The sequence below is a fragment of the Microbacterium sp. RU1D genome (assembly GCF_900156435.1).
GTDB lineage: Bacteria > Actinomycetota > Actinomycetes > Actinomycetales > Microbacteriaceae > Microbacterium.
Map to the genome: position 1 here is coordinate 311,442 of NZ_FTPQ01000003.1, position 16,988 is coordinate 328,429.

Annotated in this window: 13 protein-coding genes and 1 other RNA gene; 6 read left to right on the forward strand and 8 right to left on the reverse strand. The window is 71.7% G+C overall.

Features of this window, described 5'->3' with window-relative positions; genetic code table 11:
* Positions 1-44 precede the first annotated feature (44 nt).
* The 3 genes from B0B15_RS13665 to B0B15_RS13675 form a co-directional block, all read right to left on the reverse strand.
* A complete protein-coding gene (locus tag B0B15_RS13665; RefSeq protein ID WP_076676967.1) occupies positions 45-2,582 on the reverse strand; it encodes a glycoside hydrolase family 65 protein in 2,538 nt (845 codons plus the stop codon).
* Between the two features lie 121 nt (positions 2,583-2,703).
* A complete protein-coding gene (locus B0B15_RS13670) occupies positions 2,704-3,438 on the reverse strand; it encodes an HAD family hydrolase (protein ID WP_076676969.1) in 735 nt (244 codons plus the stop codon).
* A 265-nt stretch (positions 3,439-3,703) separates the two neighbouring features.
* On the reverse strand, positions 3,704-4,804 hold the full coding sequence (locus B0B15_RS13675; RefSeq protein WP_076676971.1) for a hypothetical protein: 1,101 nt from the start codon (positions 4,802-4,804) through the stop codon (positions 3,704-3,706).
* 64 nt (positions 4,805-4,868) lie between these two features.
* On the opposite strand from B0B15_RS13675, the gene B0B15_RS13680 reads away from it, so the two are divergent.
* Entirely contained in the window at positions 4,869-5,447 is a 579-nt protein-coding gene (locus B0B15_RS13680) for a TetR/AcrR family transcriptional regulator (protein ID WP_176776653.1), read from the forward strand.
* Positions 5,448-5,451: 4 nt separating this feature from the next.
* On the opposite strand, the gene B0B15_RS13685 is transcribed toward B0B15_RS13680, so the two are convergent.
* A complete protein-coding gene (locus tag B0B15_RS13685; RefSeq protein WP_076676975.1) occupies positions 5,452-6,702 on the reverse strand; it encodes an acetate/propionate family kinase in 1,251 nt (416 codons plus the stop codon).
* Positions 6,699-8,843 carry a phosphate acetyltransferase gene (gene pta / locus B0B15_RS13690; RefSeq protein ID WP_076676977.1) on the reverse strand — a complete coding sequence of 715 codons (2,145 nt, stop codon included), beginning with the start codon at positions 8,841-8,843 and terminating at the stop codon, positions 6,699-6,701. The genes B0B15_RS13685 and pta overlap by 4 nt, the downstream gene beginning before the upstream one ends.
* Positions 8,844-9,115: 272 nt before the next feature.
* Here pta and B0B15_RS13695 point away from each other — a divergent pair, with 272 nt between their 5' ends.
* Positions 9,116-9,574 (forward strand): hypothetical protein, encoded by a 459-nt coding sequence (locus B0B15_RS13695; RefSeq protein ID WP_176776652.1) that lies wholly within the window; start codon positions 9,116-9,118, stop codon positions 9,572-9,574.
* Here B0B15_RS13695 and B0B15_RS13700 read toward each other — a convergent pair.
* Positions 9,565-10,353, reverse strand: coding sequence for a DeoR/GlpR family DNA-binding transcription regulator (locus B0B15_RS13700; RefSeq protein WP_076676981.1), 789 nt, complete (start codon positions 10,351-10,353; stop codon positions 9,565-9,567). The genes B0B15_RS13695 and B0B15_RS13700 overlap by 10 nt on opposite strands.
* Before the next feature lie 40 nt (positions 10,354-10,393).
* Between B0B15_RS13700 and B0B15_RS13705 the strand changes: the two genes are divergently transcribed.
* Entirely contained in the window at positions 10,394-11,062 is a 669-nt protein-coding gene (locus B0B15_RS13705) for an NUDIX domain-containing protein (RefSeq protein ID WP_076676983.1), read from the forward strand.
* Between the two features lie 57 nt (positions 11,063-11,119).
* Here the strand turns inward: B0B15_RS13705 and ffs are convergent.
* Positions 11,120-11,216, reverse strand: an RNA gene (ffs, locus tag B0B15_RS13710) — signal recognition particle sRNA small type.
* 60 nt (positions 11,217-11,276) lie between these two features.
* Positions 11,277-12,209 carry an ROK family protein gene (locus B0B15_RS13715; protein ID WP_076676985.1) on the reverse strand — a complete coding sequence of 311 codons (933 nt, stop codon included), beginning with the start codon at positions 12,207-12,209 and terminating at the stop codon, positions 11,277-11,279.
* 165 nt (positions 12,210-12,374) lie between these two features.
* Here B0B15_RS13715 and B0B15_RS13720 point away from each other — a divergent pair, with 165 nt between their 5' ends.
* The 3 genes from B0B15_RS13720 to B0B15_RS13730 are packed head-to-tail and all read left to right on the forward strand — an operon-like array spanning position 12,375 to position 16,973.
* Positions 12,375-13,418 (forward strand): AAA family ATPase, encoded by a 1,044-nt coding sequence (locus B0B15_RS13720; RefSeq protein WP_083709048.1) that lies wholly within the window; start codon positions 12,375-12,377, stop codon positions 13,416-13,418.
* Between the two features lie 8 nt (positions 13,419-13,426).
* Positions 13,427-14,671: a DUF58 domain-containing protein gene (locus tag B0B15_RS13725; protein ID WP_076676987.1), complete on the forward strand. Its 1,245-nt coding sequence runs from the start codon at positions 13,427-13,429 to the stop codon at positions 14,669-14,671.
* A complete protein-coding gene (locus tag B0B15_RS13730; protein ID WP_076676989.1) occupies positions 14,658-16,973 on the forward strand; it encodes a transglutaminase TgpA family protein in 2,316 nt (771 codons plus the stop codon). The genes B0B15_RS13725 and B0B15_RS13730 overlap by 14 nt, the downstream gene beginning before the upstream one ends.
* Positions 16,974-16,988 lie beyond the last annotated feature (15 nt).

Consider the following 16,988-nt stretch of genomic DNA (forward strand, 5'->3'; position numbering starts at 1 on the left):
GAACGCGGCGACACCCCGGGGGATGCCGCCGCGTTCGAGGAGGGTCAGAAGCCGCCGTCGAGGCCCACCGCGATGGGCGACTCGTCGTCGCTCACGATCGGGATCGCCGCGGTGACGATCGGCACCGACGCCGACAGCAGCGTGCCGTCCTCGCGCACCGAGCCCTCGAGCTGGCGGATCGACGGACGACCCGGACGCACCGGCCCCTGGCCGTGCAGCGCGACGCGGACGGTCTCGCCCGGCGCCACCGTGTATTCCACGTCACGCACCGCGAAGGCGACCGAGCCGCCCTCTCCCCCGGCGCGCAGCGTCAGCGCGGTCGCGGTGAGGGTGACGTCGAGGCGCGTACCGTGCCAGTGCAGCACGTACGACAGTTCGGGCCAATCGGCGGGCAGGCGCGGATCGAAGGTCAACCTGCCGAAGTGGTCGCGCATGCCGCCGAAGCCGCTCACCAGCGCGGTCCACACCCCGCCGGCCGAGGCCACGTGCACGCCGTCGGACGCGTTGTGGTGCAGGTCGCCGAGGTCGACGAACGCGGCCTGGCGGAAGTACTCCAGCGCGAGGTCCTGGTACCCCACCTCGGCGGCGAGAATCGACTGCACGACGGCCGACAGCGTGGAGTCGCCGGTGGTCAGCGGGTCGTAGTACTCGAAGTCGGCCAGCTTCTCGGCATCCGTGAAGTGATTGCCCTGCAGGAAGAGGGCGAGCACCACGTCGGCCTGCTTGAGCACCTGATACCGATAGATCACCAGCGGGTGAAAGTGCAGCAGCAGGGGACGCTGGTCGGGCGGGGTGTTCTCGAGGTCCCAGATCTCGCGCTCGAGGAACACGGCGTCCTGGGGATGGATGCCGAGGGCCTCGCTGAACGGGATGTGCATGGCCTCGGCCGCCTTCTCCCACCGCTCGGGCTCCGAGGGGTCCAGGTTCATGCGGTCGGCCATGTGGGCGTAGGCGTCGGGGTCGTTCTCGGCGAGGTCGCGGACCGTGCGCGCGGCGAAGCGCAGGTTGAAGCGCGCCATGACGTTGGTGAAGAGGTTGTCGTTGACGACCGTGGTGTACTCGTCGGGCCCCGTGACGCCGTGGATGTGGAACGAGTCGCGTTCGCCGTCGTCGGAGCCGTCGCTCGATCGCCAGAACCCCAACGTGGCCCACAGGCGCGCGGTGTCGACCGCGATGTCCACGCCCTCGCGGGCGAGGAACTCCTCGTCGCCCGTGGCGCGGACGTACTTCGCGAGCGCGAAGGCGACGTCGGCGTTGATGTGGTACTGCGCGGTGCCCGCGGCGTAGTAGGCCGAGGCCTCTTCGCCGTTGATCGTGCGCCACGGGAAGAGGGCGCCGGCCTCGTTGAGCTGGTGCGCGCGCTTACGGGCCGCCGGGAGCATCAGGTAGCGCATGCGCAAAGCGTTCCGCGCCCACAGCGGCGACGTGTACGCCAGGAACGGCAGCACGTACACCTCGGTGTCCCAGAAGTAGTGGCCGCTGTATCCCGAGCCCGTGACGCCCTTCGCCGGCACACCCTGGCCGTCGGCGCGGGCCGCGGCCTGGGCCAGCTGGAACAGGCACCAGCGCGTGGCCTGCTGCAGGTCGCCGTGGCCGCCGATGCGCACGTCGGAGCGGTCCCAGAAGTCGGCGTACCAGGCGATCTGCTGCTCGACCAAGCGGTCGATCCCCGTCTCGACCGCGCGGTCGAGGGTGCGGCGGCAGCGATCGAGCAGCTCGCCCGTCGGCACACCACGGGAGGTGTGGTAGCTGACGAGCTTGGTGATCGTGGTGGGGACGCCGGCCTTCGCGTGCACCCGGTAGACGTTCTTGGCGATGTCGGGCTCGATGAGGCGACGGGCCGTGTACTCGTTCTGCGTGTCGACGAGGTGGTCGGCGATGACGGCGAGCGTCATGTTCGACTCGCTGACCTCGTAACTCAGGGCCGAGCGCTCGCCGTCCTGCCAGTACTCGCGCGGCTGCAGCACACGGTCGCTGAGCTTCTCGGTCTTGCGGGGGTCGAACCCGGACTGCCCGGATGCCATCGGAGAGCCGCCGTAGATACCCTCGCCGTCCTGGCGGTTGAGGAGCTGGCTGCTGACGGTGACGGGCGCGTCGGAGTCCAGGACGGTGACGGTCAGTCGCAGCACGGCCAGGTGCTTCTCGTCGAACGACACGAACCGCTCGTCCTGGATGCGCACGCGCTTGCCCGAGGGCGTCACCCAGAGGATGTCGCGACGGAGGATGCCCTGGCGCATGTCCAGCACGCGCTCGTACTCGCGCACGTCGGCGACGTCGAGCGAGAGCGGCTCGTCGTCGACGTAGACCCGCATGACCTTGGCATCCGGTGCGTTGATGATCGTCTGTCCGACCTCGGCGAATCCGTACGCCTGCTCGGCGTGGCGGATCGGGAAGGTCTCGTGGAACCCGTTGATGAAGGTGCCCTGCTCCTGCGCGAAGCGTCCCTCGATCGAGTTGCCGCGAAGCCCCAGGTAGCCGTTGCCGACCGCGAAAAGCGTCTCGGTGACCCCCACATCGTCGATGGAGAACTGCGTCTCGACGAGTCGCCACTCGTCGATGGGGAAGCGATCGCGATCGATCATCGGGCGGGCCTTCCGGTGGCGGGTTCGGGTCGGCGCGAACGGACGGCATGCCGCTCGGGCCGGTGGAGCTCGGTGTCTTCTTCCGCGACCGGCGTCAGGGACGCCGCGCGCAGGCGACGGCTCAGTCTACGAACGCGGCGAGGTCGTCGACGACCACGGTCGCGCCGGCGGTGGAGAGATCCTCGGCGCCGACGCCGCGGTCCACGCCCACCACGACGCCGTAGCCGGCCGCGACGGCCGACCGCACGCCGCTGAGCGCGTCTTCGACCGCCACCGATCGCTCGGGGTCGACGCCCAGCATGCGGGCGGCCTCGGCGAACACGTCGGGGGCCGGCTTGGATGCCAGGTGATCCCGCTCGGCGACGACGCCGTCCATCACCACGGGGAACCGGTCGAGGAGCCCCGCGGCCTCGAGCACCTCAACGGCGTTCTTCGAGCTGGACACGACCGCGATCGGGGTGCCGGCGGCCTGGAGCACGTCGAGGAGGGCGACGGATCCCGGATAGGGCTGGATGCCCTCGCTGCGGAGGATGCGCGAGAACACCTCGTTCTTGCGGTTGCCGACACCGCACACGGTGTCCTCGCTCGGATCATCCGACGGGTCGCCCCACGGCACCTCGACGTCGCGGCTGCGCAGGAGGCTCGCGACCCCGTCGTAGCGCTTCTTGCCGTCGACGTACTCGAAATAGTCGCGATCGGTGTAGGCCGGTTCGATCTTCCAGTCCGCGAAGAGCTCGTCGAACATCGTCTTCCACGCCCGCATGTGCACCTCGGCGGTGGGGGTGAGCACCCCGTCGAGGTCGAACAGCACGCCCTCGAAAGACGTGAGGTCGGGCAGGTCGGGGCTGTCGGTCACGGCGTGCTCCAGATCGGGGTGTGCGGTGGCGCGGGCGCCCGGAGCGCCGCCCCTCCAGCGTAGTGGCGGGGCGGCGGGGCCAGGCCTCATCACGCGGTGACCGAGAGGGCGCGTCCGCCGATCCAGCCCTCGGACCGAGACCGGTCGGCATCCTCCCGCACGAGACCGTGCGCAGCGCCCGCGCGCCGTCGAGCACACCACGTCGTGGGACCGCGGCGATCGCTCCCCCGGGCACAGGACGCGAACGAGGAGCCGACGGCGGCGGTCACACCGTCGGCGCAGCCGAGCGAGTCGAGGACACCGACGCGCGCGGGCGAGGCGTGAGGGGCGCATCCTCCTCGATCGCCTCGAGGTGCACCACCTCGCGGTTGCGGAAATGACCGAGGGCGCTCAGCACCACGCCCAACGCTGCCCAGGCGATCAGCACGAGCCAGGGACGGGTGGCGTCCGCCGCGGGGAAGTACGCGAGATCACGGACGAGGGTGGCGGCCGCGCCCGGGACGAAGAACTGCCCGATCACCCCCCACGGCTCCACGAGATACTGCACCGGCACGGTCGCGGCCGAGATCGGGTTGGCCACGAGCATGGTCAGACTGGCGCCGACCGCGATCCCCGCCGTGCGCAGCACCGCGTTCGCTCCGACGACGAACGACGCGGTGCCGAGCAGACTCACCGCGATCGCCGCCGCCAGGCTGAACGTCCCGTCCGGGGCCGGCAGGATGCCGAACCATGTGTGCGTGAGGAAGGCGATCGCTCCCGCCGACACCACGGTGAACATCGCGAGGGCGACGAGTCGTCGGCCGACCCCCGTCACGAGGAGCGAGATCAGCACGCCTCCGGCGATCCCGCCGAGGGTCAGGGGGAAGCCGACCGCAGCGAGGGCAGAACCGTTGGGGTCCGCCTCGACGAGCGGAACGACGTCGGTCACCACGACCGAGACCGACGACGCGTCACCGCCCGCAGCGGCCACGCGTGCGGCCGTCTGCTGCTGCAGGGTCTCGGCGACCTGACGAAGGATCGCGCTGACGGAGGGGGATGCCGCACCGGCCACCAGCACCTCCGGGGACGGACCCGCGATGATCGCACCATAGGTCTCGCGGCGTTGCACGGAGGCGATGGCCTCGTCACGGGAGTCCTGGGCGAGCGTGGAGAAGACACCGGCGGCGTTCTGGTGCAGGCCCGCGTCGACCCCCGCGACCGCCGCCGCGTCACCGACGACGCCGACGGGGAGATTCTTCACCGAAGAGGTGACCGTCGGCCACAGGAACGCCGCGACGATCAGGGCGACGACGAGGGCGGCGCCCGCCCCGATGACGGTGGCCGGTAGCCAACGGGTGCGCTTCGAAGTGATCAGGGTGGTCGACATGGTGCCTTCCGCACAAAAAGAATGAATGCTCTTTTTTACCATGGAGAACGAGTACTCTCTTTACATGCCCCGCCTCACCGCAGAGACTGCCCGCGCACGACGCCTCGAAATCATGGAAGCGACCCTTCGGGCCGCGGCGGCGAAGGGTCTCGCGCACACGTCGATCGCCGACATCTCCGCCGAAGCCGGCCTGTCGGTCGGTTCGATCTACTCCCACTTCGGCACGCGATCGGAGATCATGGCAGCCGTCGCCGCCGACGTCATCCCGATCCGCGTCGAGGCGCTCCTCGCCGAAAGCGACCGCGTCCGCACGCCCGCCGAGATCGTCGCCGTCGTCTGCGGCCGCGCCGACGACGAGCCCCTCCCCCGGCGCATCCTGCTGCAGATCTGGAGCGAGGCCACGACCGACCCCGACCTCCACGCGATCTACGCGTCGGCCGTCGGAGCGCTCTCGAACGCCTGTCGAGCCGCCGCGACCCCCTGGGCTCGCGCGAAGGGGCGGCCCATCGACGCGGTGACGCGCGGCATCGTCACTGCGATCCAAGCGCACACTCTGCGCACCGCGCTCGGCGAGGACCTGACGAGCGACAGGATCATCGCAGAGGCGCTGGCCGCCTTCGGCGACGAGATGACGACCGCCTGAGCGATCAGGCGGTGACCGACAGGGTCTGCCGCGCGATCTCGAGCTCCTCGTCGGTCGGCACCACGAGCACCTCGACGCGCGAGGAGTCGGTGGAGATGCGACGGATGCCGCGCTCGCGCGCCGCGTTGCGCTCGGGGTCGATCTCGACGCCGGCGAAACCGAGGGTGGCCATCGCCTCCGCGCGGACCGCGGGGGCGTTCTCCCCCACTCCCGCCGTGAACGAGATCACGTCGACGCCGTCGAGCTGGGCGAGGTACGCGCCCGCGTAGGCGCGCAGACGGTGGATGTAGACGTCGAAGGCGAGCCGCGCCGCCGGGTCGCCGGCATCCCGTCGCTCCTGGATGTCGCGCATGTCGGACACGCCCGCGATGCCGAGAAGGCCCGACCGCTTGTTCAGCAGCGTGTCGAGGTCGGGGATCGACATCTCGGCGCGACGGGCGAGTTGCAGGAGCACGGCGGGGTCGAGGTCGCCGGAGCGCGTGCCCATCACGAGACCCTCGAGGGGGGTGAGGCCCATCGAGGTGTCGACGGAGCGACCGCCCTCGATCGCGGCGACGGACGCGCCGTTGCCGAGGTGGAAGACGATCTGCTTGAGTTCGCCGAGGGGGCGCCCCACGAAGGCGGCGGCGGCCTCGCTGACGAATTTGTGGCTCGTGCCGTGGAAGCCGTAACGGCGGATGCGATGCGCTTCGGCGACCTCGCGATCGATCGCGTACGTGTACGCCTCGGGCGCGAGCGACTGGTGGAAGGCCGTGTCGAACACCGCGACGTGCGGCACCGCCGGGAACGCCTTCTTGGCCGCGACGATGCCGGCGAGGTTCGCCGGGTTGTGCAGCGGCGCGAGTACCGACAGCTCGTCGATGTTGATCTCGACGAGAGGGGTGACCACGGTCGGCGCGAAGAACCGCGCCCCGCCGTGCACGACGCGGTGGCCCACGGCCACCGGCGGGTGCTCGTCGAGAGAGGGTCCGTGCGCGGCGAAGGCCTCGAGCATGACGGCGAAGCCGGCGGTGTGGTCGGGGATCTCGCGCTCGATCGAGTACGTGGCATCCGTCACCGTCGGCGCCGGGCCGTCGGCCGACGCGAGCGCCGCGGCCTTCACCGTGTGCTTCGCCGTCCCTCCGGTCCCTGAGCCTGTCGAAGGGTCGCCGATGCGCTCGACGAGGCCGCTCGCAAGCACCTCCTCGCGCGCCATGTCGAGCAGCTGGTATTTGAACGACGACGACCCGCTGTTGACGACCAGCACGACGCTCATTCGACGCTCCCCTGGGCCTGGATCGCGGTGATCGCGATGGTGTTGACGATGTCGTCGACGAGCGCGCCGCGCGACAGGTCGTTGATCGGCTTGTTGAGGCCCTGCAGCACCGGTCCGATCGCGACCGCTCCCGCCGAACGCTGCACCGCCTTGTAGGTGTTGTTGCCCGTGTTGAGGTCGGGGAAGACGAAGACCGTGGCGCGCCCGGCGACCTCGGACCCCGGCATCTTGGCCCGCGCGACGGCCGCGTCGGCGGCGGCGTCGTACTGGATGGGACCCTCGACGAGCAGCTCGGGAGCACGCTCGCGCACCAGGGCGGTGGCCGCGCGCACCTTCTCGACGTCGGCGCCGGTACCGGACTCGCCCGTCGAGTACGACAGCATCGCCACGCGCGGGGCGATGCCGAACTGCTCGGCCGTAGCGGCCGACGACACCGCGATGTCGGCGAGCTGCTCGCTGGTCGGATCGGGGATGACGGCGCAGTCGCCGTAGACGAGCACGCGGTCGGCGAGGGCCATGAGGAACACGCTCGACACCACCGAGACACCCGGAGCGGTCTTGATGATCTCGAAGGCCGGGCGGATGGTGTGCGCCGTCGTGTGCGCGGCACCCGAGACCATGCCGTCCGCGAGACCCAGGTGCACCATCAGAGTGCCGAAGTACGACACATCGGTGACGGTGTCGGCCGCCTGCGCGTAGGTGACGCCCTTGTGGGCGCGCAGTCGCGCGTACTCGGTGGCGAACTTGTCGACGTGCACCGCGTCGAAGGGGCTGAGCACCTCGGCATCCCGGATGTCGATGCCGAGCTCGATCGCGCGCCCGCGCACCTCGATCGGCTCGCCGAGGATGGTGAGATCGGCGATGCCGCGCGAGAGGACGGTGGCCGCTGCCCGCAGCACACGGTCGTCGGTGCCCTCGGGCAGCACGATGCGGCGCTTGTCGGCGCGGGCGCGGTCGACCAGTCCGTACTCGAACATGAGCGGCGTGACGACGCTCGGCCGGGCGACCCCGAGCTCGCGCGTGAGCAGCTCGGTGTCGACATGACGCTCGAACAGGGCGAGGGCGGTGTCGTACCGGTGCTGCGAGTCGGCGGCGAGGCGACCGCGCGTGTTCATGATGCGCACGGCGGTGTCGTAGGTTCCGAGGTCGGTGGCGATGATCGGCAGCGGAGACCCCAGGCCGTCGATCAGTCGCACGATCGAGTCCGGCAGCTCGAACCCGCCGTTCAGCACGATGCCGGCGAGGGAGGGGAACGTGCCCGACGCGTTGGCGAGGAGCGCCGCGAGCAGCACTTCCGTGCGGTCGGCCGGGATCACCACGACCGCGGACTCCTTCAGCCGCGGCAGCACGTTGACCATCGACATGCCCGCCACGACCACACCCAGCACCTCGCGGGTGAGCAGCGCCGGGTCGCCCTTGATGAGCTCGCCCTCGACCGAGCGCAGGACGCCGCGGACCGACGGCGCGATGAGGAAGCGGTCTTCCGGAAGGGCCCACACCGGGACCGTGCGGCTCTCCGCGGGCCCCGCGGCGGGTGCCGCGTCGACGACCTGACGGACGGATGCCACGATCTCGTCGAGGTGGTCGGCGTCGGCGCGGTTGGCGATCACGGCAAAGAGGGCCGCACGCTCGTGCTGCAGCTCGGAGATCGCGAGCGAGGCGATCTGCCCGACCTCCTGCGGGGTGCGCGCGACCGAGAGACCGAGGGTCTCGCTGTGGCCCTGCTGGGCGCGACCGCCGAGCACGAGGAGCACGGGGGCCCCGAGGTTCGCGGCGATGCGGGCGTTGTAGGCGAGTTCGGCCGGGCTGCCCACGTCGGTGTAGTCGCTGCCGATGATGACCACGGCGTCGCACTGCGCCTCGACCGCCTTGTAGCGCTCGACGATGCGGGCCAGGGCCGCATCGGCGTCGTCGCGCACGTCGTCATAGGTGACGCCGACGCAGTCGTCGTACTCCAGGTCGACGCTGTCGTGGTCGAGCAGCATCTCGAGCACGTAGTCGCGTTCGGCCGTGGAGCGCGCGATGGGGCGGAACACCCCCGCGCGCGGCGTGACGCGGCTCAAGGCGTCGAGGACGCCCAGAGCCACGGAGGATTTGCCCGAATGACCTTCGGCCGACGTGATGTAGATGCTCTGCGTCACGCGCCCCAGCCTATTGCGGGCCCCCGACATCGCCTCGGGGTTGCTTCGGCGTCGAGTGATCAGGAAGGCTTCGTGAGGAGAGTTCCGGGTCGAGAGGATTGCCTCAACCCCGGTTAGGCAGAAGAACTCCGACGGGTCCCGTATCGCCGCCGGTCGAAGAGACCCGCACCCTGCTCCGAGCCCCTGAGGCGGCCGGCGGCAACGGAGGTGCCGTTTACTTGGGAGTCATGAGGATGGCACGGTCGGGGACTTTTGCGGGAGTCATTGTGTCGATGATGTTGATGACCGGTTGCGCCTCCCTGAACTATGACCTGTCTGCACAAGACGCGGTGGGATCGTGGAGCGCAGGCGGCGATTCGCCCCTGCGCCTCGATGTTCGAGCTGACGGAACCTTCCAAGCGACCGGATGGCCGTCGAATGCCTGGTGCGAGGGTCGATCGACACCCCGTACCGTCAACGACCTGAGGATCGATGAAACGCGCTCGTTCTCCGGCACCTGGACCTTCGTCGAAAGCTCCGGACCGGACTCGATCCGCTTCACGCGCGAGGACGGAGACGACTGTTCCGTCGGGACTGCGGCGGATTTCTGGGAGGAGGGCGGAATCACGTACGCCTGCTTTCCCCTCCCAGGGGTGACGGTCGACGCGAAGGGCGTTGAGAACTTGATCGTGATCTACCGCGATGAGCCCATCGAACCGTCGCGAGCCGATTCCTGCTTCAACTACAACTGACCGGCAGCTGGGTCTCGCGCGACTCCCCCCGTCCCCACGAGCCGAGCTCCTGCCGCCCGAAGTTCCGTCGAAAGCGGTGCTTTCCGCTCCAGATCAGCGACCACACCGGCCACACCGTCGAGCGGCAGGATGCCGAAGCGCGAAGCCGCCCCCAGCTTCTCCTCGCTGGCGAGCACGAACGTCTCGGCGGCCCGCTCGGCGAGCACGCGCTTCATCGCCGCCTCCTCGGCATCCCCGGTCGTGAGTCCCGCCGCCGGATGCACGCCGGTCACCCCGAGGAAGAAGATGTCGGCGCTGATCTTCTGCGCCGCCTCGACGGCCGCGGAGCCGCACGCCACGGCCGAGTGCTTGAACATGCGGCCGCCGATCACGATGACCTCGGCCTCGTGGTGCAGAAGGGCCGCGGCGACCGTCGGCGAGTGCGTGATCACGGTGCCGGCGAACGTTCGCGGCAGGGCGTCGACCAGCGCCAGGGTGGTCGTCCCTCCATCGAGGAGCACGGTGGCGCCGGGTTCGATGAGGGCGACCGCGGCGGCGGCGACGCGGGCCTTGCTCGATCGGGCCACACTCCCCCGCGCGTCGTAGTCGGCGACGGCCGGTGACGCCGGCAGAGCACCGCCGTAGACCCGGACGGCGAGGCCAGCGGCATCCAGTTCGCGAAGATCGCGGCGGATGCTGTCTTCGGACAGGCCGAGCTCGAGCGCGACGTCTTTGACGACCAGACGGCCGTCACGGCGCAACCGTTCGAGCAGGGCGTCTTTGCGGGCGGCGGCGAGCATATTCACATTGTTGCACGTTTCTGCACTATTGTTCCGAATCATGAACGATGCGCTGCCCGGCACCACCGTCCCCGACCACCGCGGGCGCACGGGCCTCCACCTCACCGGTCGGGATCTCGACCGCAACCCGCGCGTCGAGGTCACCGACGTGCGCCTCCTCGCTGCGGGGTGGCACGTGCTGCGCGCCACGACCTTCCGCTACCGCGGCGACGACGGCGAGTGGAGCACGCAGACGCGCGAGACCTACGACCGCGGCAACGGCGCGACGATCCTGCTCTACGACGCGGCCCGGCGAACCGTGCTGCTGACCCGCCAGTTCCGCTACCCCGTCTACGTCAACGACCACCCCGACGGCATGCTGATCGAGACGGCCGCGGGGCTGCTCGACGACGACGACCCGGTGACCGCGATCCGCCGGGAGGCCGAGGAGGAGACCGGGGTGCGGGTCGACGAAGTCGAGCACGTCTTCGACGTCTACATGAGTCCCGGATCCGTGACCGAGCGTCTGCACTTCTTCGCCGCGGCCTACGACGGCGCCGAGCGGGAGGGCGACCGGGGCGGTCTCGCCGAGGAGGACGAGGAGATCGAGATCCTCGAGTACGACATCGACGACGCCCTGTCGATGATCCGCACCGGCGCGATCCAGGATGCCAAGACGATCATGCTTTTGCAGTGGGCGGCGCTCGACGGGCCGTTCTCCCGGCGCTGACGGGCGGGCCATCCGGCACCCTCGCCGCCGCGCGTGAGCCGGCTCGTTTCCGGGTAAAGAAAAGACCCTCCGCGCACCCGGTAGAGCCTGGTTACCCTTGCTACGTTTCCGTCCTGGGGGAGTTGGCCTGGGTACCGCCACGCGGAGAGCCGTGTACAGCCTACCCGACCGACGGAGCCGCTCTCACCCCGGCCGGCCGATGCCCGCCCCGGCCTCAGGCCTGCAGCGCGAGCGCCGCCGCGCCCAGCAGCGGGCCATGGCCGTCGAGACCCGAGCCCACGATGCGGCACCGGCGCGCATACGCGTGCACCGACGCCTCCGCGGCGGCCGCCCGGACCTGATCGATGTAGTCGGGGGCGACCTGCGAGAAGCCGCCGGCGATGGCGACGGCCTCGAGGTCGCACAGGGTCGCCGCCGCGGCGATCGCCTGACCGACCGCCGCGGCCGAGCGACTGACGGCCGCGATCGCGACGGCGTCGCCGGCCGCATGGGCGGCGGCCAGGTCGAGACCGGTCTCGCCCTGCCACCCCTGGCGCTGGGCCCAGGCGACCGTGCCGGGGCCGGCCGCGACCGCCTCGAGCGTGGATGCCACGGCATCGCCGCCCTCGATCGTGCGCACGAACGTCTGGCCCAGGTGCCCCGCGTTGCCGCTCGCGCCGGGGACGGGCCGACCGCCGAGGATGAGCCCGCCTCCCACGCCGGTGGACACCACGATCGCCATGGCGTCGTCGCAGCCCACGAGCGCGCCCCGCCAGTGCTCCGCCAGGGCGATGCAGGTGCCGTCGAGGGCGAGGCGGATCGGACCGTCGACGAGACCGCCGAGCACCTCGTCGACCGACAGACCGGCCGCGAGCGGGAGATTCAGCGGGGAGACGGAGCGCGAGGGCAGGTCGACGGGACCGGCACTTCCCACCCCGATCGCGCCGACGCGGGCGTCGGGCACGGCGGCGAGCGCGGCGACGGCGGCTTCGCGGATGCTGCGGGCGATCTCATCCCGATCGGCGGTTCGCCCGGTCGGTCGCCTGGTGACGCTCGCCCGCTCGACCTCGCCCGCGAGGGAGACGACGGCGGCATCCACCTTCGTCCCGCCGATGTCGACGGCCAGCACGTGCGTGACATCCGGCAGGGACGGGGTGGTGTGCGGCATGCGCGGGCTCCTCGGGTGTACCAACGCTCCCCGATCCTAGGGGCCCGAGCATCCGCCGAGTGACGCCTGTGCGCCCGCCGTTTCAGGCCCCCGTCCCCATCGCGCAGGTTACGATCAGGTCACGGCGGCGACGACGCGCCTCCACCCCGCGACCCAAGGGATGCCATGGACGAGACGGTCACGCCCGAGGCGGCATCACGACTCCGCCGCGCCGACACCACCACCCGACCCGCCGCCGAGGTGCCCCTGGATGCGGAGTCCTTCGCCCGTTTGACCGGGGGGATCCTGGCATCCGTGTCGCAGGTGATCGACGGCAAGCCCGAGGCCGTGCAGAGCGCCCTGATCGCCCTGCTCGCGGAGGGGCACCTCCTGATCGAGGACGTGCCCGGGGTCGGCAAGACGATGCTGGCGCGGGCCCTCGCCGCCACGATCGACGCCGACGTGCGCCGCATCCAGTTCACGCCCGACCTCCTTCCCGGCGACATCACCGGAGTGTCGGTGTTCAATCCGGTGCAGCGCCAGTTCGAGTTCACGCCCGGCGCGGTGTTCGCGCACATCGTCATCGCCGACGAGATCAACCGCTCCTCCCCCAAGACCCAGTCGTCGTTGCTCGAGGCCATGGAGGAGCGACAGGTGACCGTGGACGGGCGCACGCACGTGCTGCCCTCGCCGTTCCTCGTGGTCGCCACGCAGAACCCCTTCGAGATGGAGGGCACGTACGCACTCCCCGAGGCGCAGCGCGACCGCTTCCTGCTGCGGATCTCCATGGGATACCCGGATGCCGCCGCAGAGGCGCTCATGCTCCGCCAGCGCGACGCGGTCAATCCGCTCGACGCGATCGCCCCCGTCGTCTCGGCGCGCCAGGTCACCGCCATGATCGCGTGGGCCCGCGGCGTCCACGTCGCCCCGGCCCTCGAGGAGTACGTCGTCGCGCTCGCGCAGGCGACGCGCAGCCACCCCGACATCCGGCTCGGCGCCAGCCCCCGCGCGACGCTGCAGCTCGTGCGTGCCGCGAAGGTGCGGGCGGCGCTCGACGGCCGGTCGTACGTCATCCCCGACGACATCACGGCCCTGCTGGCGCCCGTCTTCGCCCATCGCCTGATCGCCAACCGGTCGGCGGCCGGCGGCAAGGCGGGGGCGGCGGTGGTGACCGACGCCCTCGAGCGGATCGCCGCGAGCGTGCGCGTGCCCCTCGCCGCCCGGCCGTGAGAGCGCGGGTGGGGCGGGTCTGGCCGTTCACGCTGCGAGGGACGGGCGCCCTTCTGCTCGCGGTCGCGGCCTTCGTGATCGCGCAGCGCGCCGGCATCCCGGAGCTGCTGTACTTCGCAACGCTCCTGGTCGCCCTGCTGGCGGCGTCGGCCGTCGCCCTGCTGATGACGCGTGGATCGGGTGCGGTGACGCGCGTCGTCTCGCCCGAAGTGCCCGAGGTCGGCGGCTCCGCCACCGTCACCGTGCGCGCCGGCATCCACAGTGCCCTGCCGACCGCTCCGGGGCGGTGGCGCGACGCGCTGCCGTCGGGTCTGTCGGGACCGGCCGAGGGGTCGTCGCCGACGATCGCCCCGAGCCTGGGCGGTGCGTCGTCGACGATCGAGGTGCGCTACGGCATGACGGGGGCCGCGCGCGGCATCCATTCCCTCGGGCCCTTCGAGGTGACGACCACCGATCCGTTCGGATTACTGCGTCGACGCATCGCCCTCGGCCGCACGACGCCGGTGACCGTGGCGCCCACGGTGCGCGAGCTGACGGCCCTGCCCGGAGCCGCGGGAGAGGCCGGCGGATCCCGCCAGACCACCACGCTGCAGATCGGTCAGGGCGCCGACAACCTCGTCGCCCGCCCCTACGCACCCGGCGACTCGATGCGCCGCATCCACTGGCGGGCAACCGCCCACCGCGACACGCTCATGGTGCGGCAGGAGGAGCAGGAGTCGAGCCCCGCGGCCACCGTGGTGCTCGACCGGGCCCTGTCGCGGTGGTCGCCGGTGGCCGCGCACGCCCCCGGCGGCGACGCGGCGTTCGAGACGGCCGTCTCGGCGTGCGTCTCCGCGGTCGCGCGCCTCGTCCACGAGGGATACACGGTCGACGTGATCGACAGCGACGGACATCTGCTCGCCGACCCCGTGGAGGGCGGCGACGACGCCGACGCGCGCGCCACCGCAGCGGTCTTCGCGAGCCTGCGCGCCCGCCCGGACGATCCCGCGCGACGCGTCGTCCCGGCGACGGCGGCCGCCTTGACGGGGCCCGTGATCGTGATCACCGGGTCGCTGCAGGCCGATGACCGCGCCGACCTCGGCGCCGTCGCTCAGCGTTCCGCCCTGCCGGTGCTGCTCGTCGTGGCCGAGCACGCCGAGCTCGAGCGGCTGCGCGCGGGCGGGTGGCGTGCCGCACATGTGCTCCCCGGCGGCGACGTCGCCGCGGCGTGGGACGACGCGATCGAACAGGGGTACGCCCGTGTCGGCCGCTGACGTCACCCGACTTTGCACCGCCCGCCGGCGGCGCGACGCCGCGCTGCTGACGGTGGGACTGTACGTCGCGATCATCGCGGCGCTGCTGCCCGCGTTCTCGGTGATCGCCCCCGGGCCGTGGGTCGCCGGGGCGGCGGTGCTGTCGGCCGCGGTGCTGGCGGCGGGACTGCTGGTGCGCCTCGCGCAGCTGCCCGCCGTCGTCGCCAGCATCGTCGAGGCAGCGGTCTGGATCGTGGTTCTCACGCTGCTGTTCGGGCGCTCGACCGCGCTGCTCGGCGTCATCCCGACCCCGGCGACCTTCGCCTCGGTGCCGGGACTGCTCTCGGGGGCCGCCGAGGAGATCCGCCTGGGCGTGGCCCCGGTGCCCCCGGAGACCGGCCTGAGCTTCCTGCTCGTCGCCGCCGTCGGCGGCCTCGCCCTGGTGCTCGATCACGTCGTGCTGACCGCGCGCATGCCGCTGCTGGCTGGCGTCGGTCTCGTCGCGGTGTCGCTGATCCCCACGATCGCGATCCCCGCCGACGTCGACGTCGCGGGCTTCGTGCTCCTCGCCGCCGCCCTGCTGTTCCTGCTGCGCGTCGACACGCGCGCCCGTGCGGCCGTGCAGGCCCGACATCGCCCCATCGCCCGGACCGCGTCCGGGCGGCTGGGGGTCTCGGCGACGGCCGTCGCCGTCGCGGTGGTCGCCGTCATCGTCGCCGTCGTCGCCACGCCGCTCCTCCCCCAACCCGGCCTGCGCTTCGCCACCGGCGGCTCCGGCGGCACGGGAACGACCATCAACCCCAACCTCGAGCTCGGCAACGACCTGCGCCAGCCGCGCGAGGTGGACGTCCTCACCGTGCGGACGACCGCCCCGACGGCGCCGTATCTGCGCGCGGTGACGCTCTCGCGCTTCGACGGCGCCGTCTGGTCGCCCGACAGCGCCGACACCGTGGCCGTCCCCGATGACGGCGCCGTCTTCAGCCCGGTCGAGGCCGACGCCGAGATCGCCCGCGCCGACTGGACCACCGACGTCACCGTCGACGCCCTCGACAGCCCCTGGCTGCCGGTGCCCTACCCCGCCTCGACGGTCACGGGACTCGACGGCGAGTGGTTGGGGATGCCGCAGAACCGCACGGTGGTGACGCGCGCCGGTTCGACGCGCGACCAGCAGTACGAGGTGCAGGCGAGCGTGCCGCGCCCGACGCTCGAGCAGATCCGCAGCCGTCCGGTGGGCGACACGGGCCTCGGCGCCGACGTCACCGCGCTGCCGGCCGACGTGCCCGCGGTCATCGGCGACACGGCCCGCGAGGTCACCGCCGGGACCTCGAACCCCTACGACGCCCTTCTGGCGATGCAGACGTGGTTCCGCAGCAGCGCGTTCCGGTATTCACTCGATGCACCCGTCGACGCGGGCTTCGACGGCGCCGGGCTCGATGCGGTCGCGGATTTCCTCCAGGTGCGCGCCGGTTACTGCGTGCACTACGCCTCCGCGTTCGCCGTGATGGCACGCACGCTCGGAATGCCCTCGCGCATCGTGGTCGGGTACCTACCGGGCACGGCCTCCGGCATCCCGCAGCAGGGCGGCACCGAGTACACCGTCACCTCCAGCCAGCTGCACTCCTGGCCCGAGGTCTACTTCCAGGGCATCGGGTGGGTGCCCTTCGAGCCGACGAACAGCCTCGGCGTGCCCACGAACTTCGCCTCGGGATCGACCTCGAACGGCGGCACGACACCCACCAGCCCCGGTCAGGATGCCGCTGCCCCCGACGCGCAGCCGTCGACGGCGCCCTCGGCGGCCGACCGCGGCGACGTGGGCGCCGTCGACACCGGGGGCGCGTCGACGAGCGCGCGGCCGGGCGCCGCGTGGGTGCCCGTGGGGATCGTCGTCCTGGCGCTGCTGGTGGCCGCGTTCGTTCCGGCGCTGCTGCGCATCGTCCGTCGTCGCCGGCGGCTGAACGCTGCGGGAGCGGGCGATGCGGTGGCCGCGTGGACGGCGCTGCAGGAGGACGCGGTGGATTTCGGCATCCTCGCCCCCGGGGCCGAGTCGCCCCGCGCGTTCGCCGCGCGCCTCATCGACGACCACGGCGTCGACGCGGACGACGTCGGCGTGCTGAGCGAGGCCCTCGAGCGCGTGAGCTACGCGGGTGACGCGCCCGACGCCGCGAACGGGCCGGCGCTGGCCGCGGCCGTCGACCGCATCCGGGCCGGGCTGTTCGCGCGGGCGACCCCGGCGCGGCGCGTGCTCGCGCGCGTGCTGCCCCGCTCGCTCGTCGTGCGGCCGGGCGCCGTGGATGCCGAGCGCGAACGCGAGAGCGTGGGCTGAATGCCGAAGAGCGCC